28 protein-coding genes and 1 pseudogene are annotated in these 25357 nt (G+C 63.2%); 16 read left to right on the forward strand and 13 right to left on the reverse strand.

The window, feature by feature from the left end; genetic code table 11:
* Positions 1 to 8: 8 nt before the first annotated feature.
* Complete coding sequence (fdhD, locus tag AAFP32_RS13350; RefSeq protein ID WP_350269527.1) at positions 9 to 890, reverse strand: formate dehydrogenase accessory sulfurtransferase FdhD; 882 nt, start codon at positions 888 to 890, stop codon at positions 9 to 11.
* 5 nt (positions 891 to 895) lie between these two features.
* Complete coding sequence (locus tag AAFP32_RS13355) at positions 896 to 1465, reverse strand: MogA/MoaB family molybdenum cofactor biosynthesis protein (protein WP_350269528.1); 570 nt, start codon at positions 1463 to 1465, stop codon at positions 896 to 898.
* Between the two features lie 139 nt (positions 1466 to 1604).
* On the opposite strand from AAFP32_RS13355, the gene AAFP32_RS13360 reads away from it, so the two are divergent.
* The 3 genes from AAFP32_RS13360 to AAFP32_RS13370 all read left to right on the forward strand — a co-directional run bounded on the left by AAFP32_RS13360 (position 1605) and on the right by AAFP32_RS13370 (position 3883).
* Positions 1605 to 2054 (forward strand): MarR family winged helix-turn-helix transcriptional regulator, encoded by a 450-nt coding sequence (locus AAFP32_RS13360; protein WP_350269529.1) that lies wholly within the window; start codon positions 1605 to 1607, stop codon positions 2052 to 2054.
* 93 nt (positions 2055 to 2147) lie between these two features.
* A complete protein-coding gene (locus tag AAFP32_RS13365) occupies positions 2148 to 3320 on the forward strand; it encodes an LLM class flavin-dependent oxidoreductase (RefSeq protein ID WP_350269530.1) in 1173 nt (390 codons plus the stop codon).
* A complete protein-coding gene (locus AAFP32_RS13370) occupies positions 3317 to 3883 on the forward strand; it encodes an NADPH-dependent FMN reductase (RefSeq protein ID WP_350269531.1) in 567 nt (188 codons plus the stop codon). The genes AAFP32_RS13365 and AAFP32_RS13370 overlap by 4 nt, the downstream gene beginning before the upstream one ends.
* 163 nt (positions 3884 to 4046) lie before the next feature.
* Here the strand turns inward: AAFP32_RS13370 and AAFP32_RS13375 are convergent.
* Together AAFP32_RS13375 and AAFP32_RS13380 are read right to left on the reverse strand one after the other, a co-directional pair.
* Positions 4047 to 4980: pseudogene (locus tag AAFP32_RS13375) on the reverse strand (nucleotidyl transferase AbiEii/AbiGii toxin family protein).
* Positions 4878 to 5426 carry a hypothetical protein gene (locus AAFP32_RS13380; protein ID WP_350269532.1) on the reverse strand — a complete coding sequence of 183 codons (549 nt, stop codon included), beginning with the start codon at positions 5424 to 5426 and terminating at the stop codon, positions 4878 to 4880. The pseudogene AAFP32_RS13375 and the gene AAFP32_RS13380 overlap by 103 nt, the downstream one beginning before the upstream one ends.
* A 199-nt stretch (positions 5427 to 5625) precedes the next feature.
* On the opposite strand from AAFP32_RS13380, the gene AAFP32_RS13385 reads away from it, so the two are divergent.
* A complete protein-coding gene (locus AAFP32_RS13385) occupies positions 5626 to 5862 on the forward strand; it encodes a DoxX family protein (protein ID WP_350271502.1) in 237 nt (78 codons plus the stop codon).
* Here the strand turns inward: AAFP32_RS13385 and AAFP32_RS13390 are convergent.
* The gene (locus AAFP32_RS13390) at positions 5810 to 6766 is read right to left on the reverse strand and encodes a GlxA family transcriptional regulator (RefSeq protein ID WP_350269533.1); all 957 of its coding nucleotides are present in this window, start codon (positions 6764 to 6766) and stop codon (positions 5810 to 5812) included. The two genes, AAFP32_RS13385 and AAFP32_RS13390, sit on opposite strands and share 53 nt — an antisense overlap.
* Positions 6767 to 6919: 153 nt before the next feature.
* Here AAFP32_RS13390 and AAFP32_RS13395 point away from each other — a divergent pair, with 153 nt between their 5' ends.
* The gene (locus AAFP32_RS13395) at positions 6920 to 7558 is read left to right on the forward strand and encodes an isochorismatase family protein (protein ID WP_350269534.1); all 639 of its coding nucleotides are present in this window, start codon (positions 6920 to 6922) and stop codon (positions 7556 to 7558) included.
* Between the two features lie 7 nt (positions 7559 to 7565).
* Here the strand turns inward: AAFP32_RS13395 and AAFP32_RS13400 are convergent, their stop codons facing one another.
* Genes AAFP32_RS13400 through arsB form a run of 3 tightly spaced genes read right to left on the reverse strand, consistent with a single transcriptional unit; the run spans position 7566 to position 10560 of the window.
* A complete protein-coding gene (locus tag AAFP32_RS13400) occupies positions 7566 to 8996 on the reverse strand; it encodes a flavoprotein (RefSeq protein WP_350269535.1) in 1431 nt (476 codons plus the stop codon).
* Positions 8993 to 9448, reverse strand: coding sequence for an arsenate reductase ArsC (locus tag AAFP32_RS13405; protein ID WP_350269536.1), 456 nt, complete (start codon positions 9446 to 9448; stop codon positions 8993 to 8995). The genes AAFP32_RS13400 and AAFP32_RS13405 overlap by 4 nt, the downstream gene beginning before the upstream one ends.
* On the reverse strand, positions 9445 to 10560 hold the full coding sequence (arsB, locus tag AAFP32_RS13410) for an ACR3 family arsenite efflux transporter (RefSeq protein WP_350269537.1): 1116 nt from the start codon (positions 10558 to 10560) through the stop codon (positions 9445 to 9447). Before arsB ends, AAFP32_RS13405 begins: the two co-directional genes overlap by 4 nt.
* Before the next feature lie 120 nt (positions 10561 to 10680).
* Here arsB and AAFP32_RS13415 point away from each other — a divergent pair, with 120 nt between their 5' ends.
* From AAFP32_RS13415 to AAFP32_RS13430, 4 genes are all read left to right on the forward strand, one after another.
* Complete coding sequence (locus AAFP32_RS13415) at positions 10681 to 11031, forward strand: metalloregulator ArsR/SmtB family transcription factor (RefSeq protein ID WP_350269538.1); 351 nt, start codon at positions 10681 to 10683, stop codon at positions 11029 to 11031.
* Between the two features lie 157 nt (positions 11032 to 11188).
* Positions 11189 to 12796, forward strand: a complete 1608-nt coding sequence (gene mdlC / locus AAFP32_RS13420) for a benzoylformate decarboxylase (RefSeq protein ID WP_350269539.1) — start codon at positions 11189 to 11191, stop codon at positions 12794 to 12796.
* A gap of 472 nt (positions 12797 to 13268) precedes the next feature.
* Entirely contained in the window at positions 13269 to 13820 is a 552-nt protein-coding gene (locus AAFP32_RS13425) for a hypothetical protein (RefSeq protein WP_350269540.1), read from the forward strand.
* Positions 13821 to 13972: 152 nt separating this feature from the next.
* Positions 13973 to 15172, forward strand: coding sequence for a calcium:proton antiporter (locus AAFP32_RS13430; protein ID WP_350269541.1), 1200 nt, complete (start codon positions 13973 to 13975; stop codon positions 15170 to 15172).
* 141 nt (positions 15173 to 15313) lie between these two features.
* Here AAFP32_RS13430 and AAFP32_RS13435 read toward each other — a convergent pair whose 3' ends face one another.
* Positions 15314 to 16432, reverse strand: a complete 1119-nt coding sequence (locus AAFP32_RS13435; protein WP_350269542.1) for an HNH endonuclease family protein — start codon at positions 16430 to 16432, stop codon at positions 15314 to 15316.
* A gap of 119 nt (positions 16433 to 16551) precedes the next feature.
* Positions 16552 to 17646, reverse strand: coding sequence for a GmrSD restriction endonuclease domain-containing protein (locus AAFP32_RS13440; protein ID WP_350269543.1), 1095 nt, complete (start codon positions 17644 to 17646; stop codon positions 16552 to 16554).
* 170 nt (positions 17647 to 17816) lie between these two features.
* Between AAFP32_RS13440 and AAFP32_RS13445 the strand changes: the two genes are divergently transcribed.
* Entirely contained in the window at positions 17817 to 18524 is a 708-nt protein-coding gene (locus AAFP32_RS13445; protein WP_350269544.1) for a hypothetical protein, read from the forward strand.
* Positions 18525 to 18755: 231 nt separating this feature from the next.
* Here the strand turns inward: AAFP32_RS13445 and AAFP32_RS13450 are convergent, their stop codons facing one another.
* Together AAFP32_RS13450 and AAFP32_RS13455 are read right to left on the reverse strand one after the other, a co-directional pair.
* Positions 18756 to 19022 carry a hypothetical protein gene (locus AAFP32_RS13450; RefSeq protein WP_350269545.1) on the reverse strand — a complete coding sequence of 89 codons (267 nt, stop codon included), beginning with the start codon at positions 19020 to 19022 and terminating at the stop codon, positions 18756 to 18758.
* Positions 19019 to 19585: a sulfite exporter TauE/SafE family protein gene (locus tag AAFP32_RS13455; RefSeq protein ID WP_350269546.1), complete on the reverse strand. Its 567-nt coding sequence runs from the start codon at positions 19583 to 19585 to the stop codon at positions 19019 to 19021. Before AAFP32_RS13455 ends, AAFP32_RS13450 begins: the two co-directional genes overlap by 4 nt.
* A 50-nt stretch (positions 19586 to 19635) precedes the next feature.
* Here AAFP32_RS13455 and AAFP32_RS13460 point away from each other — a divergent pair, with 50 nt between their 5' ends.
* From AAFP32_RS13460 to AAFP32_RS13475, 4 genes are all read left to right on the forward strand, one after another.
* Complete coding sequence (locus tag AAFP32_RS13460) at positions 19636 to 19767, forward strand: hypothetical protein (RefSeq protein WP_350269547.1); 132 nt, start codon at positions 19636 to 19638, stop codon at positions 19765 to 19767.
* A gap of 71 nt (positions 19768 to 19838) precedes the next feature.
* Entirely contained in the window at positions 19839 to 21134 is a 1296-nt protein-coding gene (locus AAFP32_RS13465) for an MFS transporter (protein WP_350269548.1), read from the forward strand.
* A 48-nt stretch (positions 21135 to 21182) separates the two neighbouring features.
* Entirely contained in the window at positions 21183 to 21878 is a 696-nt protein-coding gene (locus tag AAFP32_RS13470) for a GntR family transcriptional regulator (RefSeq protein ID WP_350269549.1), read from the forward strand.
* Positions 21879 to 21979: 101 nt separating this feature from the next.
* Positions 21980 to 22987 (forward strand): aldo/keto reductase family protein, encoded by a 1008-nt coding sequence (locus AAFP32_RS13475; protein WP_350269550.1) that lies wholly within the window; start codon positions 21980 to 21982, stop codon positions 22985 to 22987.
* Between the two features lie 36 nt (positions 22988 to 23023).
* Here AAFP32_RS13475 and AAFP32_RS13480 read toward each other — a convergent pair whose 3' ends face one another.
* Positions 23024 to 23374, reverse strand: a complete 351-nt coding sequence (locus AAFP32_RS13480) for a hypothetical protein (RefSeq protein ID WP_350269551.1) — start codon at positions 23372 to 23374, stop codon at positions 23024 to 23026.
* 156 nt (positions 23375 to 23530) lie between these two features.
* Here AAFP32_RS13480 and AAFP32_RS13485 point away from each other — a divergent pair, with 156 nt between their 5' ends.
* On the forward strand, positions 23531 to 23659 hold the full coding sequence (locus AAFP32_RS13485) for a hypothetical protein (RefSeq protein WP_350269552.1): 129 nt from the start codon (positions 23531 to 23533) through the stop codon (positions 23657 to 23659).
* 198 nt (positions 23660 to 23857) lie between these two features.
* A complete protein-coding gene (locus AAFP32_RS13490) occupies positions 23858 to 25285 on the forward strand; it encodes an MDR family MFS transporter (protein ID WP_101643061.1) in 1428 nt (475 codons plus the stop codon).
* The last annotated feature ends 72 nt before the right edge of the window (positions 25286 to 25357 follow it).

Raw genomic sequence — 25357 nt, forward strand, 5'->3', positions numbered from 1 at the left:
CGGTGCTGTTAGGCGATGCGCTCCGGGTAGGAGTACGCGTTGAAACGGCCCCTGCGGTTGAAGCCGATGACGCTGACACCCAGGCTCTTGCCATGGTCGACGGCGAGCGCCGAGGGTGCGCTGACGGCCGACATCATCGGGATGCCTGCCATCGCGGACTTCTGCACGAGTTCGAACGAAGCCCGTGCCGAGACTTGGAGGACCGTGCGGGTCAGCGGCAGCCCCCTGTTGGCCATGGCCCAGCCGATGACCTTGTCGACGGCGTTGTGGCGGCCCACGTCTTCACGTCCGATGAGCAGCTCGGGTTCGACGTTCGGGTCATCGCCGACTGCGAAGAGCGCTGCCGCGTGGACTCCCCCGGTCTTGTCGAAGACGTCCTGCTGGGTGCGCAGCCGGTCGGGGAGTTCACCGATCCGGGCAGCGGAGAGCAGCGGCGGGAACCGGAACTCTTCGTCCAGGTCGACGGGGAAGGATGCCGGAATCAGAGGGTAGGCGGAGGTCTTCGTCACGGCGTCGATCGCCGCGGTTCCACAGATCCCACACGAGGACGAGGTGTAGACGGATCGGGCGGGGGCCGCCTCTGCGCTCCAGGTCCCTGGTCGTAGTCGCACAGCCGCGACGTTGTAGTTCCGCGACCCGTCGGGGGCGAGCCCGGCGGAGAAGTCGATCTCGTCGATCTCGTCCATCGAGGTGATGACCGCCTCGGACAGAAGATAGCCGGCGATGAGATCGACGTCGTTGCCGGGGGTGCGCATCGTGACGGAGAACTGCTGACCGTTGAGACGGACCTCGAGCGGCTCCTCACCCGCCAGCGAATCGGGGCCGGCGGAGATCTCACCGGTGGCGTCGAATTTGTGGACTCGGGCCCGGACGGCTCGGCGCTGGACCATGCTGATCAGACCCGTGGTCCGTGGTCTGTGGTGTCCTCGATCGAGGTCTGGATGTGTTCGAGGAGTTCGTCGATGACCGTGATTCCGTCCTTGACTCCGCCCTTCGAGCCGGGGAAGTTGATGACGAAGCTGCGTCCGCGCACGCCGGCGACTCCGCGGCTCATCACCGCCGAGGCCGTCGTCTCCAGTCCCTTGCGCCACATCGCGTAGATGAGTCCCGGTGACTGGCGTTCGAGGAGCTCTGCCGTGAATTCCGGAGTGCGGTCGTCCGGGGCCAGGCCAGTGCCGCCGCTGGTGACGATGATGCGTGGGCGTTCACCCTCAGGGGTGTCGATGAGGAGGGAGTGCAGTGCTTGACCGACGGGTTCACCGTCGCGGACGACGATGGCCTCAGGCGTCTCATAGCCGCGCGTGCGCAGCCAGTCGACGAGGATCGGACCGGTGGTATCGGCCGCTTCTCCCCTGGCTGCCGAGGTGGAGGCGATGATGACTGCGGCAGTCCGTCCCGCGCCCAGCCGGTCTCCCTCCTGGGGCCTCGCCTGGGTGCCCGTTGTCACGTTCGTTTCAGTACTCACGATGCCATCGTACGTCGCCGGGCCCCTCGCTCACACCTGTGCAACGATTGCTGCCGCAGGATCAGTAGAGTGAATATCATGCAGTGAATCGACAGAGCGCGAATCGTCGATGTCGATGGCAACCGTCAAAGGAGGCGCGATGGAGGATCTGTCGCTGAGCACGCTGATCTGGCTGCGCATGGTGCGCTTCGTCCAGAACAGCAACCAGATGTCCAACACTCACCTGCACCGCTTCGACCTCACCATCGCCCAGTTCGAAATGCTCAGCCACATTCGCGCCTACGAACCGGTCACCCAGTCTGATCTCGCGAAGGGGTTGACGGTCAGCGGAGGAGGCGTGTCCCGCATGGTCTCCCGCCTCGAACGCGATGGCCTGATCTCACGCGAGCAGGACTGGAAGACGAAGTTCATTTCCCTGACAGACACCGGCAGGCGGCAGCTCGACAAGGCCTATCCGGCCCAGCTCGAGTTCCAGTCTGCGCTCTTCGACGAAGCCCTCGACGAGGATGAGAAAAAACTGCTGCATGCGCTGATGAAGAAGCTCTACAACCACAGCGTCCAGCGCCGAGGAGAGGAAGAAAAGCCCTAGGGAATATTTCTTCACCCCCATCAGTTAACATGGCAAACGATACTTTTCGGAGTCGCCGTCATCACGTCGACAGCCCGTGACTGAGGAGAGAACATGCGCACATCCACCGGCCTGCCCGAACCGAGCAGCACGACCGAATCCGACGGCCAGGCCGATCCCATGAACTTGATGGAGCACTACGGGTTCACGCCCGGCCAGGGACTGCAGTTCGGGATGTACAGCCTCGGCGATCATCTGCCCAACCCAGCCGATGGCTCTCGGGTCGGCGCGGGCGAGCGCATCCGCGAGTTCATCGGCTATGCGCAGGCAGCCGAGGAGGCCGGCTTCGACTTCTTCAGCGTCGGCGAAAGCCACCAGGAGTACTTCGCCTCGCAGGCTCACGCCGTCATCCTCGGTGCGATCGCCCAGGCGACGAACACGATTCGCATCGGCAGCACCTCGACGATCCTGAGCACCTCGGACCCGGTGCGGGTGTTCGAGAACTTCTCCACGATCGATCACATCTCCGAAGGCCGTGCCGAACTCGTCGCCGGCCGCGCCTCACGGATCGGCCTGTTCGAGCTGCTTGGCTATGACCTGCGCGATTACGAGGAGCTGTTCGAGGAGAAGTTCGAGCTGCTCAACCGGATCAATCGGGAGCAGAAGGTCACTTGGAGAGGACAGTTCCGTGCACCGCTGAATGACGCCGAGGTGTTGCCCCGCCCCGCACAGGACCCGCTTCCGATCTGGCGAGCTGTGGGCGGTGCCCCGACGAGTGCGATCAAGGCGGGTTTGGCCGGGGTGCCCATGGTCATGGCGCACCTGGGTGGGACCACCTCGTCGTTCAAGCCAACGGTTGACGCCTACCGTGAAGCGGCACGACACCGGGGCACCGATCCCGCAACACTGCCGATTGCAACTGCAGGCTTCTTCCACGTCGCCGCAACCTCGCAGGAGGCGCTGCGCGGGCTCTACCCATACATCAATGAAGGGATGAAGCACACGAATGGGCAGGGAATGCCCAAGCAGCTCTTCGCTCAGGCCGTGGATCCCCACAGCATCGTCAACCTCGGCAGCCCGCAGCAGATCGTCGAGAAGATCCTTCATCAGCACGAGGTCTTCGGCCATCAGCGCTACTTAGGACAGATGGACTTCGGCGGCATGCCCTATGAGCAGGTGATGAAGCAGATCGAGACCATCGGCTCCGAGATCATCCCGGCCGTGAAGAAGTACACCGCGTTGAGCGAGCATTCGAATCAGCGCATCGCCGAGGAGGTCGCTCGATGAAGCTCGTCGCCATCTCCGGCTCGAACGTCGGTACGAAGACTCGAACCGTCATGGAACACGTCACGCAGACGGTGATGGCCCAGGACCCGGACATCGAGGCCACGCTCATCGACCTCGCCGAGGTCGACATGGTCTTCAGCGACGGCCGCAATTTCACCGAGTACACCGGCGACACCGGTCGTGTCACCCGTGCCCTCATGGACGCCGACGCGATCATCATCGGCACTCCGATCTTCCAGGCCTCAATTCCGGCGGCGCTGAAGAACATCTTCGACCTGCTGCCAGTCAATGCGTTCCGCGACAAGATCGTGGCAATGGTCGCGACCGCAGGCTCAGCCAAGCACTACCTCATCCCCCAACAGCAGCTCCAGCCGATCCTGACCTACATGAAGGCCCAGGTCGTGCAGCCCTATGTGTTCATCGAGGAGAAGGACCTGCTGCGCAATCAGATCGTCAACAACGACGTCATCGCCCGCCTCGACAGGCTAGTCGAGGACACCCTCATCCTCACGCAGACCTACGCCTCGATCCGCGAAGCGAAGGACGCCGCCTACGGGTTCTAAACCCGTAGGCGGGGTGACGGTTCGCCCCGCTCGAAGCTTCCCTCGCCTCGAACTTAAGCAGGTTCACTATTCCAAAGTGTTCGCGGCTCGCAATTTCGGCAGGACCAAGACGCCGTTGGCCGATGCTTCATTCGAAAACCGCGAAGTTGACTCATATTGCGCATCACACGCCTTGGCTGAACACCGGATCAAGTATTGCCGCTACTCGAATGATCTGCTCGTCCAGATCTTCTTCGCAGACGGCTTCAAGCTTTTCCTTACGTCGCCAAGCGGCCCACTTCGCCTGGCCCACTTCGCCGTAACCTTCAAGTAGCGGTTTGATCGCCTGCAGTTCGATACCCCGATAGTCAGCTACAGCACGGGATGCCTCCAACAGCGCCTCGACATCGAGTCCAGTTCCGCCCAGCGCCACAATGTCGACGAAATCCCTCCACCGGGTGCTCGTAATCCCGCGTTCGAGGATTGTCACGCCTTTCTCGGCAACCGTCGATTCCGGCGAGAGTGATGGGCTCACCGAGGATCCTGTCGATTCTCACTTCACGTGGCGCCGGCACGATTGGGTCGCCGGTGGATACGTCCCACGCAACTGCCCCGCACCAATGACTGATTGTGGCTTTCACGCGGAGACGTATACCTGGGTACTCGGCACCATCGCGGATTTCCTGGACCGTGAGCGCGCCTAGGTCAAACTCGACCCCATCATCAGATTCGACCGCCGCAACATCCCGAACAACGGCAACAAGGTATTCAGGCGAGACTTCAGCACCTACTGCGTTCGAATCAACATCCTTCGTCGGTCGACGCACGCCGTACGCGCCGAGCAGAATCCCACCCTTCAGCACGAAGTCGCGCGCATGGGGCGTGCGGTTCAGTCGGTCAAGAAATGATTCGAGCGCGTGTCGAACCAAATACGCCTCCGTCGGCGCAAGAACACCTCGTTTTGCCGAGACCGATCGAGCCGCAGATTGAAGCTGACGATACACATCGCTACCAGTCATGCGAGTACCTCCAGGGCTTGTAGAAGCGGAGCTTTGGCTCGTGGGAGCAACGATGCAATGCTCATGAGCTCGGCGGGTTTGCCACCACGGCCAAGCCATTCTTTGGTGGCGTCGCGAGCCACTTCGTAACCGACCACGGATCGAAGACGGAAGCAGTCCACAATCGTTCGTTCCGCGCTGTATAAACCGATAGGCTGCGAGCTACCTTGAATCAAGATCTGGCCCCGCCCGAGATCGAAAGTCGTGGCATCGAATCGATGCCAGCGAATCGCGCCTTCAGTAGCCGGTGCACGCATTCCGCGCGGTATTGAGACGCTCAACGCATCCGGGATCTCATCGGTCAGGTCGTAGTGCGCTAGTGCTGAAATCAAACAGATGGTGGCTTCAGGCCTTCGGGCGGCCGCTTCGATCTGATCCCAGTCCATTGCGGGCGCATCAGCAGGTAGATAGACACCTCGGCCGATGCGTTCCCAACGCCCGTCTGCATGTCCCCGGTACAGTGCACTCCGCTTCTCGGCTGCGGCCTTTGGCCTCAGAGCCTTCACATGATCACCCTCTGATACGTTTCGTATACAGATAACACTATCTGATTACGTTTCGTTTCGCGAGGTAATTCTCCTGCCGGAGTATTCATCAGCACCCGATGGCGCGGTAGATGGTCGGAGTCCCGCTCGGGGCCCCGACCGTGGTGGCGCCCGCGACATCATCACCGTCATCGTTCGGATCGCCCTCGGTGCCATCTTCATCGCCCACGGCTGGGAGAAGTTCAACAAGTGGACCGTTTCGGGCACCACGCAGCGCTTCGCGCAGATGGGGGTGCCGCTGCCGGACATCGCGGCACCGTTCGCGACCTTTATCGAACTCATCGGCGGAGCACTGCTGTTGGCCGCCATGGGGCCGGGCCGCTTCAGCGTCGACCGGTTCCGGTTCAAGGGGAAGAAGGCTGCGCTTCGAAGCGGCGTCGATACTCCGATGGTGTGATCCTGAAGGCCGCGGCGAAGTTCTGCCGCAGGGTGACCACACTGCCGAAGCCACAGTCGGCAGCGATCTGATCGATGGAACTGTCCGTGGTTTCCAATGACCGCCTGGCCTCGTCGAGGCGACGCATGCGCACCCAAGATGCAGGGGTGGCCCCCGTCGAGGACCGAAAGGTGCGGATGAAGGTTCGCATACTCATATGCGCGACCGCAGCCAGACGCTCGACCGACAGCGTTTCGTCGAGGTGGTTGACAGCCCAATCGAGAACTTCGGAGATCGGATCGTCCTCGGCACGCTCCGGCAGCGGGCGCTGAATGTACTGTGCCTGGCCACCAGCGCGGTGGGGCGCGATCACCAGAGACCGGGCGACCTGGTTAGCAGCGTCAGACCCCAGCCGAGTGCGCACCATGTGGAGACAGGCATCCAGCGCCGAGGCGGTGCCGGCGGAGGTGATGACATCGCCGTGATCGATGTAGAGGACCGAATCGTCGATCTCCAGATCCGGGTGCCTCTGGGTGAGCTGGGCGAACCCCTGCCAGTGCGTCACTGCCTTACGGTCGGCAAGCAGACCCGAGTCTGCGATGGGGAATGTGCCCAGGCAGAGTCCGGCGATGGTCGCACCCCGGTCATGGCTCTCAACGAGCAGTCGGCGCAGAGGACGGTCAGCCGGGCGACCATCGTCGTACCAGGACGGAACAACGACCACCTCGGCGTCGGCTGCGGCTTCCGGTCCGCTCACTCCGGTGATCTGATATCCCTCTGCCGTCGTGAGCGGGTCGGTGTCGTCGGCGAACAGGACGGTTTCCCACTCAGCGAGGCCCTGGCGGGTGACCTCATCGAAGACCATCTGCGGAACGGACAGGTGGAACATGGTGATGCCGGTGAAAGCGTAGATGGCGATGCGCACGGCGGGTTCCTCCGATTGGCGTCATTCAGTTTGGCGTAATTCCATCGTAGATGAGCATTTGTGCTACTGGTAGTGCCCAGCTGCAGCTCGCAGACTGGAGATGTGCCGCAGACACGCGCCGCACGCTTACTCACGACACCTTGGAGATTCGCTATGACTACCGCCCGCCGTGCCCTCGTCCTCGTCGATGTGCAGCAGCAGTACTTCGACGGCCCGCTGGAGATCCAGTACCCGAGCCATGACCAGTCACTGCCGAAGATCACTGCGGCCATCGACGCTGCGGCCGCCGCCGACATCCCGATCGCCGTCTTCCAGCACACCATGGGCACCGCCGCCCCCGTCTTCAACCCCGATCAGCCCGGATTCGCACTCCACCCCGAGGTCGAAAGCCGCCGGAGAGAGCCCTGGAAGTCAGTCGTCAAAGAGTACGGTTCCGTTTACGCGGACACCGATCTGGAAGCATGGCTGCGCGAGAAGGACGTCGACACCGTGACGCTGGTCGGCTTTATGACCAATAACTGCATCCTGGCCTCGGCGGCGGGCGCCGAGGTTCTCGGCTTCACCACGGAGGTCCTCTCCGATGCGACCGGTGCCATCAACATCGCCAACGATGCCGGCTTCGCCGATGCGAAGACCGTGCACACGACACTGATGGCCGTTCTGCATTCGAACTGGGCGGCAGTCTCCTCGACAGACGCTTGGACCCAGGCGCTGACATCCCAGGAGTCGCTGCCGAAGGGAGACCTGGGCAGCTCCGCGGTCACCGGTGCACAGAAGGCTGGGCAGAACTGAGCCGTCCTCAGCCTGCGGGCGCTGGCTCGCAGCAGCTCTCGGCCTCATCCGTGGGCGCAGGCGCACAGCACCCGCTGTCGGCAGTCACCGTGACGACCGACGGCGCATCACACGATGAGCCGATGTCGGCCGAGCACACTCCGGTTTCGGGAAGCGCGAGTTCGACCGAGTCGGCCGCTTCCTGGTCGCCGGCGATGGCGGCGACGATCGAGCGAACCTGCTCGTAGCCGGTGGCCATGAGGAACGTGGGTGCGCGACCGTAGGATTTCATGCCGGCGATGTAGAAGTCCGTCTCCGGGTGGGCCAGGAGGCGGGCTCCGTGGGGTTCGACGGTGCCGCAGCTGTGGTATTCCGGATCGATGAGTGGTCCCAGTCCGGTGGGCGCCTCGACGATCGGATCGAGGTCGAGTCGGATTTCGCGGAGGAAGCTGAGGTTGGGCCGGAACCCTGTGGTCGGAACAACCCGGTCAACGTCGAGGGAGACTGTCCCCGCGGGGGTGGTGCCAGTGACCGTGAGTTCGCTCGTGGTGTGAGTCGCCGAGGTGCCGGTCGGGGTGGCGCTGGCCACGTTCGTAATGGCGACGTTCGTGATCGTCACCGAGGTGTGCACCTCTATGTGTCCGGCCTCGACGAGGTGGCGCAGTCGGGTGCCGAGTGCGCCGCGCGCTGGGAGTCCGTCCTGGTCGCCACCACCGTAGACACTTCCGGGATCGGAACCGCGGATGGCCCAGCTGATGCGGGTACCCGGTTCGGCCTCGCACAGATCTCCCAAAGCCAGCAGAGTGTTGGCCGCCGAGTGACCGGCTCCCACGACAAGCGTGTGGCGGCCTGCGAACTGTGCCCGGTCCCGGCCGAGGACGTCGGGCAACGGTGAGGTCACGAGCCCTGCCTCTCGGGCTGCGGGTTCACCGATGGCCGGCAGCCCTGCCTGACCCAGCGGGTTCGGGGTCTCCCAGGTGCCTGAGGTGTCGATGACGGCACGAACGAAGTGATCCTCAATCTCTCCGCGCTCGTTCCGGGTGCGGACGAGGAATGGGGTGTCGCCGCGGCCTGGGGTGCGCGTGCGGTCTTTGCCGACGCGGCTGACGGCGATGACCCGTGTCTGCGTGTGAATCGCGTTGCTCAGCTGCGGCGTCGCAGCCAATGGGGCAAGATACTCTGCGACGAGTTCGACCCCGGTGGGCAGGTGGTCTGCTTCGGGTTCCACCCAGCCTGTCGGCTCGAGCAGCGTTCGTGCAGCGTGGTCGATGTTGTACTTCCACGGCGAGAAGAGACCGATGTGGCCCCACGCGCTGACAGCTGCAGCTGGTGTCGTGCCTGATTCGAAGACGAGCGGTACCATGTCGCGAGCGATGACGTGTGCGGCGGCAGCCAGACCGACCGGGCCGGCACCGATGATGGCAACCGGAAGTTCGGACAGTGGTGTGGACTCAGTCATGAAGCATCCTCTGCGGAAGTTGTGGAGGCGTTGGGATTGGTGGCAACGGACAAACTGGTGAGCAGCTCGTGGATGCGGGCGCGGATATCGTCGCGGATGGCACGCACCGCATCAATGCCCTGCCCCGCGGGGTCCTCAAGCGCCCAGTCTTCGTAGCGCTTGCCGGGGAAGATGGGGCAGGCATCGCCGCAGCCCATGGTGATCACCACATCCGAGGTCTCGACCGTGTCCGGGGTGAGAATCGTCGGATGCTGGTCGGTGATGTCGATACCGACCTCGGCCATCGCCTCGGCGGCGGTGGGGTTGAGCATGTTCCCCGGTGCGCTGCCGGCAGAGCGGACCTCGACTCTCCCACCTCCGAGCTCACGGAGGAACCCGGCTGCCATCTGCGAGCGGCCGGCATTGTGGACGCAGACGAAGAGGACGGTGGGCCTGTGTTCGACTGTTGTCATGTCTGCGGCTCCTGTCGTTTCGCATGCGTCGGATGCCAGGCGTACTCGGGGAAGAAGCGGCGTCGTGACCACAGGGCCACGTAGACGAGGGCGACGAGGATGGGGACCTCGATGAGTGGGCCGACAACTCCGGCCAGGGCCTGTCCGGAGGCAACACCGTAGGTGCCGATGGCCACGGCGATCGCGAGTTCGAAGTTGTTGCCGGCGGCGGTGAAGGCCAGGGTGGTCGTCTTCTCATATCCCAGCTTCAGCCCACGTCCCACAATCATGCCGACGGCGAAGACGACGATGAAGTAGATGAGCAGCGGCAGGGCGATGCGGGCGACGTTCAAAGGATTCGAGGTGATCTCATCGCCCTGGAGTGCGAAGAGCAAGACGATGGTGAACAGCAGCCCGTAGAGTGCAAAGGGTCCGATCTTCGGCAGGAACCGGTCTTCGTACCAGGTCCGCCCCTTGGTCTTCTCACCGATGGTGCGAGTAAGGAAACCTGCCAACAAAGGGATGCCGAGGAAGACGAGGACGCTCAGCGTGATCGCCCAGAAGGAGAATTCGCCACTCGTCGTCGGCAGTCCGAGGAGGTTCGGCAGCCACTGCAGGTAGAACCAGCCGAGGAGACCGAAGGCGAGGACCTGGAAGACAGAGTTGATCGCAACGAGGACGGCAGCGGCCTCGCGGTCACCGCAGGCGAGATCGTTCCAGATCAGGACCATGGCAATGCAGCGAGCAAGGCCGACGATGATCAGTCCCGTCCGATACTCGGGGAGATCGGGGAGGAAGATCCAGGCGAGGGCGAACATGAAGGCAGGGGCGGCCAGCCAGTTGATGAGCAGAGACGTGATCATCAGCTTCTTATCGGCGAGCACGCGCCCGGTCTCGTTGTAGCGGACCTTGGCCAGCACCGGATACATCATCACCAGCAGCCCCAGAGCAATCGGCAATGACACATCGGCGACCTTCACCGAGTCGAGAGCGACTGCGAGTCCTGGCACGAGGCGGCCCAGCAACAACCCGATGATCATCGCTGCGATGATCCACACCGGCAGAAATCGGTCGAGCGTGGACAGCTTGGCCTGGGCCGGCTCGTTGGTGGTGGCGGTCGCTGGTGTGCTCATCGTGCTCCTGGGACGAATCTGCTCATGGCTGGAGACATCCGGCCATAAACATCGATGGGTATCGATATGAATCTAAGCATCACATATCGACAACTGTCAATGTATGGGCATAATGGAGAAGTGACCACTGAACAGATTTTGCCCGCACCCGCCTCGGCGACCTGCTGCACAACACTGACTGGCGAACCCCTGGACCAGGGGCAGGCGCAGGACTTCGCTCGGATACTCAAGGCACTCGCCGACCCGACGCGTCTGCGCCTGGTCTCCCTGGTCGCCGCCCATGAGGGCAATGAAGCCTGCGCGTGCGACCTCATCGATCCGGTCGGACTGGGCCAGCCCACGGTCTCACACCACCTGAAGATCCTCGTCGACGCAGGCGTCCTCCACCGGGAGAAGCGAGGCATCTGGTCCTACTACTCGCTGGCGGACCAGACCCTGGAGCGCATCGCCGCGTTCCTCTCCCCTGCCTGAGGCGGCCGGCATGAGGCTGTGACCGACCTGCAGTCTTCGCCCGGGTGATGGAGGACTTCGCCGACCCGCACCGGACCGGGGTACGCTCCGAAATAGGATCGCTTCGGTCCTGAGCGTCATCGCACTCACCCCTCCCCGGACGAAAGCAGAGAGGTCAATGACCACGACTGGCACGACTGTCCTTCAGGCAAGCCTGGATGTCTTCCGCGCCCACGGAATGACGACGATCTTCGGCAACCCCGGATCGAACGAACTGCCATTCCTCGCCGGACTCGGCGATGACTTCCGCTTCATCCTCGGCCTCCATGAACAGGTCGTCGTCGGCATGGCCGAAGGTTTCTCACGCGTCACAGGACGTCCGGTTCTGGTCAACCTGCATGCGGCATCCGGGTCCGGCAACGGGATGGGGGCGCTGACCAACGCCCATTACGGCCACGTTCCGCTGGTCATCCTCGCCGGCCAACAGGTCCGCCGGACGGTCGGCCAGGAGACCATGCTGGCCAGCGCGGATGCCGCCACTCTGCCGATGCCGCTGGTGAAGTACTCCCATGAGCCGTTGTCGGCCGCTGACGTCCCGCGGACCCTGTCCCAGGCCGCCTTCGAGGCAGTCACCCAGCCAAGTGGGCCCGTCTATGTGTCGGTTCCCTTGGACGATTGGGACGAACCGGCGCTCGCCGATGATGACCTGCTGGCGGCACGATCGGTCTCGACCGGGCGGGGTCTCGATCCAGATCTTGAACGGGAGCTGCTCGCCTCGCTTGATGGGGCGAAGCGTCCCGCCCTCGTCGTTGGCCCCCAGGTCGATGCTGCCGCTGTCATAGATCCGAACGTCATGGAGGCAGTGACGTCGCTGGCGGAGAAGCTCGACGCCTCTGTATATATTGCGCCCTCCCCCACCCGCTGTCCCTTCCCGACGACCCATCCGAACTTCGAGGGAGTCCTGGTCCCCGGGATCCAGTCCGTGCGTGACCAACTGGCCGACCATGATGTCGTCCTGGTGCTGGGGGCCGCCGTGTTCAGATATCACCGTTGGGAGCCCTCGAACTATCTGAGCCCTGGCACCGAGGTCATCCAGATCACCCAGGACCCGCGCGAGGCCACTCGGGCACCGTTCGGCAAGGCCGTCATCACCGATGTCGCCAGCACCGCTGTGACCCTTGCGGCACAGATCACCGATCGCGGTACGCGTCGCGGCGAGCGCGGCTGCCGGATCATGAGCCCGGCCCCCACCTCGGCGGAGGGAATGACCGGCGGAGAAGTTCTCGAGGTGCTCAACGAGCACGTCGATGACTCGGTGTCCTACGTCAATGAGACCACCACCTTGGATCTCGACTACCTCGAGCGAGTCGCCATCGACAGGCCCGGAATGTACGCCTTCCCGGCCTCAGGTGGTCTGGGCTTCGGTCTTCCCGTTGCCGTCGGGATGGCAATCGGGGCACCAGAGAAGACGATCGTGGCGACCGTCGGTGACGGCTCGGCGAACTACGGCATCACCGCGCTGTATACGGCGGCTCAACTGCAGACGCGGACGGTGTTCGTCATCGTCAACAACTCCGGCTACGGCGCCCTGGCAGGTTTTGCCCAGCACATGGGTGTGCCCAAGGTTCCCGGGCTGGCTCTGGGCGGCATCGACTTCGTCTCGCTGGCCCGCGGCTACGGGGTTCCCGCCAAGCAGACGTCGAACCGTGCCGAGTTCGCCTCCGCCTATCGGGAGGCACTCGACGCCTCTGGCCCGGTGCTCATCGACGCCACGATCGTCTCGTGATCGCGGCGTAAGTCGTGTCGTGATTGCGAGGTAAGGGGTCCTGCCCGTGGGACCCGACTGAAGGCGGGGCCAGGGAGCAAGGTTCGCGACTCTCGTGCGAGCAGGGCGCGGATCGCGTGAGCGACGCCATCGACAGTTCACTCCCCATAGCTTCCGAGGGTCCACCATTTCGCGGGCAAAAGTATATGAGGCACCGAGCGTGGCATCCGGGCTGCTTATCTGAGTCTCGTCGTGGAGTTGCAGCGAGAATGCACTGCGCAGTATACTCAGAGGCGTAAGCCCCGTGTGGACCGCTGGTTTCGACCATGTCGCCGGGGCACTGATTTTTTGAGATACTTTTTTCATGTCTGACCAGTGGATAGACTCCTGGCTCGGAGCTGCGCGCTTCTAGCGATACATTGACGAATGCAACGGCGACCGCTCGCGAGCGCTGGCACTATACGAGTGGAACGTCGAACTCGGCCAGGACCTCATGCACGATATTGCGCACTTCGAGGTCGCACTCCGCAACGCCTACGACATAGCCATCTCCACCGCTTGGCCACACAGTCCGCACTGGTTACTGCACGCAGAATCCCCCGCTGTGATGCCAATCTGGCGCACGAAACTTGTCAATGGGATCAAGCGCGGCTCGGACGTCAACTTTCGGACACGAAAGAATGTTGATGACGCGATCAGAAAATGTGGATATGGGAATGCAGACCCCGGGAAAGTCATTGCCGAATTAACATTTGGGTTCTGGCGCCAGCTCACGACGAAAGCAATGGAGAAGAGCGTCTGGGTTCCTTATCTTCATACGGCTTTTCCCCACGGCACATCCCGTAGCATCATCGACGCTCAGATCTCAGCAGTGAATGCTCTGCGCAATCGAATCGCACATCACGAGCCACTCTTTACACCAACCATTGACCCTGAGACCACTCACGCGGACATGCTGGACTGCCTCCGACTGCTCTCGCCAGATGTTTACGCTCATGTTCTGCGCACGTCGAAAGCTTCGCAAACCCTTGCCGCTATGCCGTGAAGTTTTTCGCACCTATCGCAATTGCCAGGTTTGTTCTAGCCACTGAAGTCTCGATATCCTGGGAACTGAGCACCACAGGCAAGAAACGGTCGGGACGACCCGAACGCATTCAGTCACGATGAGGACGGCCTCGAAGAATAGGAACGCCCGTCATGACTGCAGCAATTCGCAACATCCTCACTCCTGCTGCCATCCTTCGCCTCATCCTCGGCTGGGGCGCCTTCGTCGCGCTCCTTTTCGTAGGCCCACTGCTGGCTCCACCTGTTCCGGGCCCACTTCTCGTCACCGCACTGATCATCATCGTCGGCGTCATCCTCATCTGTGCCTTCGGCGTCGTCCACGAGGCCGAGCACCTGGCCCGCCGCCTCGGCGATCCCTATGGTTCCCTCGTCCTCACCCTCTCGATCGTGCTCATCGAAGTGGTGCTCATCGCCGCAGTCCTTCTGGGACCCGGCGAGCATGCCACCATCGCCCGAGACTCGGTTATGGCCGTGTCGATGATCATCCTGGGCGGCGTCATCGGACTGTGCCTCCTGGTGGCCGGGCTCAAACACGGCAGCCTCGCCCATAACCGCACGGGGGTCTCGACGTATCTGTCGCTCATCATCGTCCTCGCCGCTCTCGCCTTCGCCCTGCCCGCACTCATCGGCACGAACGGCAGCTACGAACAATGGCAGGAGATCCCGATCATCGTCATCACGATCGGCATCTACATCTTCTTCCTTTTTCGTCAGATGGGTGCTCAGGCCGCCGACTTCCACGAGGTCGATCCGCGACTGACGCAGCCCGCTGAGGTAGGCGGTGGGGCCACGGCCGGCACCGAGATGGGTGAGGCAACGACCACAGCCGTCGAGGACGAACCTGCCAGGCAGAGCATCGGCGAGGTCATCTCCACCCACCGCACCGAGATCATTGTTCGCCTGGCACTTCTCATCGCCACAGTTACGCCCATCGTCCTGCTCTCCCACGATATGGCGTCGCTGCTCGATGACGGCTTGGGTCGCCTCGGCGCTCCTGTGGCTCTATCCGGGGTCGTCATCGCGCTCATCGTCTTCCTCCCGGAGACGATCACCTCGGTGAGAGCGGCGTGGCAGGGCGAGATCCAGCGAGTGAGCAATCTGTGCCACGGTGCGCAGGTGTCAACTGTGGGGCTGACCATTCCGACCGTGCTGCTCATCGGGTTGCTCACCGAACAGCCGATCGTGCTCGCCGAATCCCCTGCGAACCTGCTCCTGTTCGCCCTCACCCTGCTGCTGTCGGTGACGACCTTCGCAGCAAAGCGGGTGACTGCTGTTCACGGTGCGGCCCACCTCGTCGTCTTCGCGATCTTCGGGATCACGCTCTTCTCCTGACACGGCCCGGAACTGGCGATGTGCAGCTGGCCGTGCGCCCGTCGTCGACGCTCGGGTGGAAATCCGATCGGCATGGTCTGCAACCTGCTCGGCTCAGGGGCCGCAGCCCGCTCAGCGGCCGCCTCGGCGACTGTTCGCGGCCTAATCCTTCGGTGCAGTGGTCGCCGAGTCTGCGGTCGAGCGATCTGCATCGCCGTCAGCCGGAGTCGTTGCGGACTCCGCTGAGTGGGCCTCCGCGGTCTTCTCCGAAGACTCCGCAGGGACGTCCTCGGCAGCTGATTCAGTCGAGGCGGACTCGGCCTTCACGCTCTCACCCTCGCCCGGTTCCGGCCAGGCCACTGCCTTGGTGAAGGCAGGCTGATCCGCACACGTGTCGAGCGCGGCCTCCATGCCATCCTTCTCAGCAGCGGCCACCCACAGTCCGTACTTGTGCTTGACCGCGATCTGCCTGGATACGTATTCGCAGTGGAAGTCCTCGTTCGGCGGCAGCCAGGCGGCTGCGTCCCCACTGCCCTTCTGCCGAATGACTTTCGCGCTGACTGTCAGCAGATTGAGCGGGTCGTTGCCGAACTCCTTAAGTTCATCAACGGACATGGACGAGGCTCCGGTCTGCCGGGCGTTGGAACCGGAGACGATGAGATCGATGCCGAGATTGGCGGATCCGCGCTCGAAGGCAGACGACTCACCAAGGTAGTCGTCGTCGAGATCACCGGCTGCAACAACACACCCATTCGTCCCCGCCTCGATCTCAAGATCCTTGAGGTCGCGCCTGAGCGCATCGTTGTGAGTATCGCAGCCGTTGTCATCGACATCTGAAGCCCAGTCGAAGAGATCCGAGTCGTAACCGGTCCTGTGCTCTTTGACCTTGACCGCAAGCTCTTCGAGCATCGACCGTGCCGCGCCCAGGTCCGCGGTGCTGACGCTGCGCTGTGAAGAATCGCTGCCGTCTTCGCCGTCGGCTGCAGGCTTCGCCTCGTTCTGTGCCGAGACGTCAGGGCCCGAATTCGCGGGCGCCTCCGGGGCATCGTGCGGTCGAGGTCGGGAGGCAGGCGCTGCCGAGGCTGCAGGTCGTGAGGGCACCGGGTCGGAATCCGCGGAGCCTCCCCCGCCGGTCGACCACGCGACTTCGCTTCCGGCGACCTGGGTCACGCTGCCGCCCGCGCACCCGGAGAGCAACGTGAAGACAATTATGACAGGAAGGGACACTGCCCGAATTCGAGTGCTGCGAGCAGCGACTGCGGAGATCATCGAAATGGGCACGCTTGAAATGTTAGGGCAGGTTGTCCCAATAATGGTCACTTCCACCCATTCGTTCATCGATTCGTTATCTGTTGAAAATGAAACGGCCCTCAAACATGGGAGATCAGCCGCCTCGGCGACTATTCGCAGCCGACGCCATCGCCGTCACGGTCGAGATGAGACGCATACCCCGGGTCACCTCGGCGAACGGGTGCAGCACCGGCGTCACGGGCCGCGGTGCAGTTCTTGTAGAAGACGGAACCGGACGATCCCGTCCCCGACTCTGACGACTTCGGCCCCGACCCGGAGTTGGTCTTCTTCTTCGAACTCGGCTGCTCCTTCGCCGTCGTCACGTTGTCGCCCTCGCCCGGGTCCGGCCAGGCGACATTCTTCGTGAACGCGGGCTGGTCATTGCACGCGCCGAGCACTCGCTTCATCGCGGTCTTCTCCGCCTTGACCACCCACAGGTCGTACTTGTGCTTGATCGCGATCTGACGGGAGACGTATTCGCATCGGTAGCTCTTGGCCGGTGGCAACCAGGTCGCGGCGTCGCCATCGCCCTTCTGCCGGTTGAGGCTCGAGCTCACGGCCAACAGGTTGAGCGGGTCGTTGCCGAGATCTTTGAGAGTGTCCTCGTCGAACGTCGCGGCACCGGTCTGCCAGGCGTTGGACCGGGCGACGATGTGGTCGATGTCGATGTTGTTCGGACTCCGGTCGAAGGCGTAAGTCTCACCCTTGTACTGATCACTGAGGTCACCGGCGATGACGACGCAGCCCTTCGACCCCGCCTTGAGGGTGATGCCGCGCAGGTCGCGGCGCAGCACGTCGTTGCGGGTGTCGCAGCCATTGTGGTCCGCGTCCGAACGCCATGAGAAGAGGTCTGCGTCGTAGCCGGTCTTCGGAGCCCGGCCCTTGACCGCCAGTTCGTCCAGCATCGCCAGAGCTGTGCCCGGAGTCGATCCGCCGGCCCGGCCTTGTTCGGTCTCCTCTGACATATCCTCCTCCTCGCTGGACTCATTGGGTGTCGTGGCCTCAGTCTCGGCCTCGGATTCGGCCGTCGCTGCAGTCGGTGGGCTTGATTCCAAGGTCCAGGATGCATCATCGGCGCTGACCTCGACGTCGCCACCGTCGGCGCAGGCGGAGAGCAGAGCGAGGCTGAGGACCGTGATGAGAGCGAAGACCACGCCTGCCCACAGGCGATTCGTGGCATGGTTGAGGAAGGAGGAGAAGCGCATGGGTGTCCAGTCGTGAACAAGGGTGAGAACGTGGTCGTGGACCGTGACCGGCAATGCTGCCGGCCCCCGATCCACTACGGAAATGATATGACTGAATCGTGCCCGTAGCAGGACTTGCGGGGAGATAGAGACGAATTCGTTATCAGCGGCGACAGAAGGGATGGCCAGTCATGCGACACGATTCCGAGCGACCACAGACCTCGCGCCTGGTCACAGAGGTCCCGGTTCCCGGTCACTGGCTCCAGGTACTCGCCACGATGCGCGCAGACTCGTTCACCTGCTTGAGCCTCGACGACTTTCGCGCTGAGGCTGCCCATATCCTCATCGTCTCCCCCACCGCTGAGGTGGCCCTGGCTTGCTTCCCCGACCTCCTCGACAGTGACGGCGCGTTCACAGTGGCCGATTCCGGTGCTGGAGATGAGTTCATCGAGATCATCACCGCCGAGGCGGTTGTGCCCGAACAGGTCCCCGCGGGGACGTGGATCTTCCTCCCTCACCGACAGGACGGGTGGACGCAACTCGAGACCGCCTCGGCGCGGGTACGATCTGGACTGGTCAAGGAGAACACGGCCCGGGGCCGGGATGCGAAGTTCACCCTCATCGAATACGGAGTCAACCTGTGGCTATGGGCCGAACCACCCTATGGAGGCGGGGATCCCGTCTGCCATGCCGGGGAACTCATCAGCTGGGAGAGCGCCTGGGCGCTCAGCGATACGAGTGACACAGGGTCTGATGACACAGGATCTGGTGGCACAGGGTCTAGTGGCGCAGGATCTGATGGCAGCGGAAACTCTGCCCGCCCGCCGGACGTCGCCACGCGGCCACCCATCTACTTCGGCTTGCCCACCGTGCTGCGCGATCGCCGCCGGAACGGGTAGAGCCCGGAGCCGGCCACCTGAGGACAGACAGTCTCATCACGTAGGTCAGACTCTGCAGCATCGAGCGGCCCACTTACCGTCGCGGGAGCAGGGTATAGAGTAGCCCGTCGATGATAAGTGGTCCCCTCGGCGCCGCGCCCCAGCGCAAGCTCAGGCTTCGGCGCCGCGCCCCGGCGCAAGCTCAGGCCTCGACGCCGCGCCGCGGCCAGGGTTCGCTGGGCGGCACCCGCCTTAGGACAGGGCGACGACGGCCCCGGCGGTGATGAGCAGGATGAAGTAACCCCACGCGTGGATGATCTCCGGGATCCTGGGCACGCGGCGACGCAGCAGCACGATCAGTGGGATCGCACCGATGAGCAGGGCGAGCGCCGAGCGCAGGTCCACCGAGCCCACCATCCCCGGCACCGCGATGGAAGCATGGGTGGTGATCGTGACAAGGACCGCAGGGAGCATGATCACCAAGGTCAGCGGGTTGGCCAGCGTGGTCGCCACGGTCATCGTCGCCCGGACCGGCGCATCATCGGCACCGTCATCACGCTGCCGCCGACGCCGAGGAACGACGCCAGGCCACCGATGGGAAATCCGAACAGGGCCGCGATGCCACTACCGACATCTCTGAGATTGTCATCGGCCCCGACCGCAGCACCGCTTGGGACCCTTGAGCGGATCTTCGGTCCACCTCGGCGGAAGAATCCGGGTCGGGCCAGCAGGTCGATGGCGGTCACGGCGATGTAGATGACGAACCCCCATTTCAGCAGCGCTTCGGGGGCGAATTTCGCGCAGAATGCGCCGAAGGCTCCACCTGCCGCCAGGACGATGAACAGCCTCCATTTCCCGGTGAGATGCGCCAGTGTTTCGCGCTTGGTCGAGACCGTAGAGACGACGGCGTTGACGAGCATGACCAGCGCCGAGGTGGCTGCGGCCACCCGTGCCGTGTCACTGCCGAGATCGGCGTGGACGAGGGTGATGATCGGGACGGTGACGAAGCCGCCGCCGAATCCGAACAGCACTGTGGCCAGTCCGACCAGAACGCCGACGAGCACCAACCCCAGAAATTCCACTTGTCCATCTCACCCCACAGACACCTCGGCGGGCAAGCCTTGTTCTCGGCATGAACGCACTCCAGCGTCCGGTCCTCAACATCGGAATCGTCGCCGACGGCGTTGAGAAGTCCGCATTTGTCCCTATCCTCGGTGCTCAGTCGATTGCCGGCAGCGATGACGACCCACCTCGGCGACCATGAGACCATCTTGTATCCAAGATGGATCCAAGATACGTTGTGTGGGTATATTTCGCAGACCTTGGAAGGCGTCGATGAAGACCCGCACGCGCGCACAGGCCAAACTGATCACCGCGCAGCTGCTGTCCGGAGCCGGAATCGCATCCGGCTACGCGGTCGGCGGTCTGCTGGCCGAAGAGATCACGGGCAAGACCTCGATGGCGGGCATCGCCCAGATGAGCGTCATCCTCGGCGCAGGTCTCATCGCCTACCCCCTGGCAGTGCTGGCGGGCAAGGCCGGTCGACGCACCGCGCTGACCCTGGGATTCGGCATCGGCGCCCTGGGTGCGACGGTCGTCCTCCTCGGCGTTGCGCTCCAGTTCCTGCCCCTGTTCATGGTGGGCATGATGATGTGCGGCTCCGCGACGGCCTCCGGCCTGCAGGCCCGCTATGCCGCGGTCGACCTCGTCGATCCCGCAAATGCCGGGCGGGCCATGTCACTGGTGGTGTGGGCGACGACGATCGGCTCCGTCCTCGGGCCCAGCTTCACGGCGCCGGGCGCACACCTCGGCGCGGCACTGGGCATGAACGAACTGGCCGGGCCCTACCTGATCTCGATGACCGCCTTCGGCCTGGCGACCCTGGTCGCGTCGACGCTGACCAGGAAGATCAAGCCAGGTGCCGCCGAGGCGACCGCTGAGTCCAGCGAGCCGAGGGACGAACCACCGACGATGAAGCTGGTTCCGGCACTGCGTTTCGCACTGGCCCGCCCGGTGCCGCTGTTTGCGATGATCACGATCATCGCCGGCCAGATGATGATGACCAACGTCATGGTCATGACCCCTGTGCACATGGACCATCAGTCGTTCTCCCTCGGCGCGATCGGCATCGTCGTCAGCGTGCACATCGCAGGCATGTACGCGCTCTCCCCCGTGTTCGGGTGGATGGCCGATCGTTTTGGGCCGGGAACGGTGATCGCCGGTGGAGTCATCGTCTTCGCCACCTCGATCACCCTCGGCATCATCGATGCCGCGGCCGAAGTCTCGTCTATGGTCCTGTTGAGCACGGCGCTCATCCTCCTTGGTGTGGGCTGGTCGATGTTCCTCATCGGCGGGTCGGCACTGCTGACAGCCTCGGTGCCACAGCATGCGAAGGTCACCTTGCAGGGTGCATCGGACTCGGCGATGAACCTCGGCGGTGCCCTCATGGCAGCGATGGCCGGAACCGTGCTCGAGGCGGGAGGATTCCTGTGGATCAACATGATGGCCACCATCGTTCTCCTCATCGCCCTGGCATTCTCGATTCGAGCCGTTCCCCTGATGCGCTGGCCTGGCCGACGAGATCCGGTCGGCTCAGCAGAGCGCACTTCAGAGACATCTCAAGTACGGTGAAGATCAGAACAGAAGGACACCTTCTGCACGGCAGATGAGGAGAAGACGGTGGCGACGAGCAGCAGCGGCAGCACCAGCGCAGCCGAGCGCGCCTATCAGCTCATCCGCACCCAGATCCTCAACGGCACCCACCAACCGGGAACCATGCTGGGCGAAACCGGTCTGGCGGCCGATCTCGCGGTCAGCCGTACACCGGTGCGGGTGGCTCTTGCTCGCCTGCAGGACGAGGGGTGGATTCTCATCTACCCCAAGCGAGGAGCCATCGTCCAGGGAGTCGATGTGCGCACCGTCGCCGAACTCGCCGACGCCCGCTTCGTGTTGGAGACGACAGCGGTCGACCGGGCCCCGGATGCGCCGCGGCAGAAACTGGCCGACGCCCTCGAGCGCTCGATCGCGGCGCAGCGAGAGGCCTTCGATTCAGGAGACGTCGCCGGGTTCATCGACCTGACGCTTGAGTTCCATCGCGGCTTCGTCGAGGCCGGCGACAACCAGGTGATGCTGGAACTCTATTCGCAGCTCTCCGACCGGCACCGTTTCATCCTCTTCGCTTCGGGTGAGCGGCTCCTCGACCGGTGCGAAGAGATCATCGCCGAGCACGCCTTGCTGGTCAAGCACCTGCGCACGGGCGACTCCGCCGGATTCGCAGACATCCTGCGCGGACACCTCGCGGAGAACGCACCGCCGACAGCAACCTCGGCGAGGGCATCGGCAGCATTCGAATCGACGCTGCTCCGGCGGGGGTAAGGCTCGATCACCTCGTGAGCGCCCGGATGCACAATCATCGTCTTTTCACGCAATTCGCCGATTCCCCTTCCCAAGCACAGCCACGCGAGTAGGCTGGGTCCATGGAACACAGATATCTTGGAAACAGCGGCCTGAAGATCTCGGAGATCACCTACGGAAACTGGCTCACGCACGGTTCCCAGGTAGAGAACGAGACCGCGACGAAGTGCGTTCATGCGGCTCTCGATGCCGGCATCTCGACCTTCGACACCGCGGACGTGTACGCGAACACCGTGGCCGAGCAGGTCCTCGGCGATGCGCTCAAGGGACAGCGGCGCGAATCCCTGGAGATCTTCACCAAGGTCTATTTCCCGACCGGCCCCAAGGGTCACAACGACACGGGTCTGTCCCGCAAACACATCATGGAGTCGATCAACGGCTCCCTGTCCCGGTTGGGCACCGACTACGTCGACCTCTATCAGGCGCATCGCTACGACTACGAGACCCCACTGGAAGAGACCATGCAGGCGTTCGCGGATCTCGTCCGCGCCGGCAAGGCCCTCTACATCGGAGTCAGCGAATGGAACGCCGATCAGCTGCGTGCCGCGCACTATCTGGCCCGCGACCTGGGCATCCAGCTCGTGTCGAACCAGCCCCAGTACAACATGCTCTGGCGCGTCATCGAATCCGAGGTCGTCCCGGCCTCCAAAGAGCTCGGGATCTCCCAGGTCGTGTGGTCCCCGATCGCCCAAGGTGTGCTCACCGGCAAATACAAGCCCGGTCAGCCTGCCCCCGCCGGATCACGTGCCACCGATGAGAAGGGCGGCAAGGACATGATCACCGGCCGCTATCTCGACGATGAGACGCTCAACGCCGTCGCCAAGCTCGAACCGATCGCAGCAGACCTCGGACTGACGATGGCCCAGCTCGCAATCGCCTGGGTGCTTGCCAACGACAATGTGGCCACCGCGCTCGTCGGGGCATCGCGCCCAGAGCAGGTGGAGTCGAACGTCGCCGCGTCCGGTGTGAAGCTCGACGCCGAGGTGCTCGCCCGCATCGATGATGCCCTCGGTGATCTGCCCGAAACGGATCCGTCGAAGACGAAATCCCCACCGACCCGGGTCGTGTGATCGGATAGGTGCCTCGGCCGCTGGTTGCTTCAGCTGCTAGTCGCCGAGGCTGGTCACGGTGACGGCTTCGGCCGGTTCGACGATGCGCAACGACGCAACAGCGCTCAACACTCCCGCCACCAGGACGGGACCCGCAAGCGTCGCTGCAACACTCGACGCTGAGTCATAGGTATACGATGATGGTCCGCCGACCACCATGACGAAGACGACGAATCCGAGAAGTGCGGAGACGGCACCGAGGGCGAAGAAGAAGGCAGTTGCGCTCACTCGCCCGAACAATGCGCGAAGGCAGAGACGAAATACGGCATCGGCCGGTAGACCGATGACCAGGCCCAACAGGGCACCAGGCAACGCGAAGAACAGCGAATAGTCGAAGCCAGTCAGCACCACGAACCCAGAACGAGCCCCATCGGCCTAAGGTCACCCCCTTCACCCTTTCGACATCTGCAACCTACCCTGTTACTACGATTGGTGCATCCCAGCCCTGTGCTCGGCCCGCTCAGGTGCAAGCTCCCGAGCCCGGGCGGGAGCCAGGATTTCGATGTGGTCAGCCAACTGCAGCTGTCGGCCACCTCGACGGGGAACACCCTCTTTGCCGAGTGGATGGACGAGAGCGTCACCGTCATCGCCGACCCCGACAGCAACCACATCCGTGTCTCACCCGGCAACTGAGGCCAACCGATCCTCTCCGCGACCTCTCCCTGACACCCCGGTCTTGCCCTCTGCCGATACCCTGACCCTAGAGTCCGATCCGACGGAGAGTAGACTCGCACGGCGCGGTTGAGCCCACACACAGTGCGGACTGACGGATATGCACTGCCGCCGACTGTGCCGGTGTGAGCAGAAGTTGAGGAGAAAGAAGGCATTTCAGTGACACAAGAGGACAGTGAGCAGTACACAACGGGCGACGGCAAGCCGATCAACCGGAATGTGGTTCTTGCGGTCCTCGTCTCCGGTGCCTTCGTCATCATCCTCAACCAGACTCTGCTCAATACTGCACTGCCCGCATTCATGCAGTCCTTCGACATCTCGGCGAGCGCTGCGCAGTGGGTGACGACGAGCTTCATGCTGGTCAACGGCATCATGATTCCGATCACGGCCTTCCTGATCCAGAAGTTCACGACGCGAGGGCTGTTCCTCACCGCGATGGTGCTCTTCATCGTCGGCACACTCGTCTGTGCGCTGGCACCTACCTATCCGGTCCTTCTCCTGGGACGAGTGATCCAAGCGTCGAGCGGCGGCATCATCATGCCGCTGATGCAGACCATTCTCTTCGCGATCTTCCCGGTGGAGAAGCGCGGTACTGCGATGGGCACGTTCGGTCTCGTCATCGCCTTCGCCCCGGCTATCGGCCCGAGCCTCTCCGGCTGGATCGTCGATCATCTGCCGTGGGAGACCCTCTTCTACATGATGCTGCCGATCGCGATCATCGACTTCATCTTCGCCTACTTCATCCTCAAGAACGTCACCGAACGCACCTACCCCAAGCTCGACGTTCTCTCGATCATCCTCTCGACATTCGGCTTCGGCGGGCTGCTCTTCGGCTTCGGCACCGCCGGCGATGCAGGCTGGCTGAGTCTCGAGGTCCTCATTCCGCTGGTCGTCGGCGTGGTCTCACTGGCCATCTTCGTACCGCGCCAGCTCAGGTTGGAGCAGCCGATGCTCGAGTTCCGGGTGCTCCGCTACCGCATGTTCACCCTCAACACTGCCCTGGGCATGTGCGTGTTCATCGTCATGATCGGCGGCATGATGATCCTGCCGCTCTACATGCAGAACATGAATGACTTCTCCGCCATGGAATCCGGTCTCGTGCTTCTGCCCGGTGCGGCAGTCATGGGACTGATGTCACCGGTCACCGGGCGAATCTTCGACGCCGTCGGCGCCAGGTGGCTCGCGGTCGCCGGGTTCACTCTGCTCACCGTCACCACGTTCCTGTTCGCCGGATTGAAGTCAGACACCACGTTCCACTACCTCGCGATCATCAATACGATCCGCATGTTCGGTGTGGCCATGGTGATGATGCCAGTCACGACGGCAGCACTCAATCAGCTGCCGCAGCGCCTCATCCCCCACGGCACAGCACTCAACAACACCTTCCGGCAGATCGCTGCCTCGGTGGGTACCGCTGTCCTGGTCACCATCATGGTCTCCACAACACGCGACCCCGAAGTCTACGGAGTCGAAGGGCTGGTCCACGGCGCCAACATCGCCTTCTTCGTTGCCGCGGTCATCGGCATATTCGGTGTCATCGGGTCCTTCTTCATCAAGAACTCGCACGGACAGAACACTCCTGGCTGAACCTGACCACGCTCCGCCACATGACCTCCGGGCCGATGACGCATCTTCAGCGCGTCGTTCAGAAACACCCCC

Source organism: Brevibacterium sp. CBA3109 (assembly GCF_040256645.1).
Lineage (GTDB): Bacteria > Actinomycetota > Actinomycetes > Actinomycetales > Brevibacteriaceae > Brevibacterium > Brevibacterium koreense.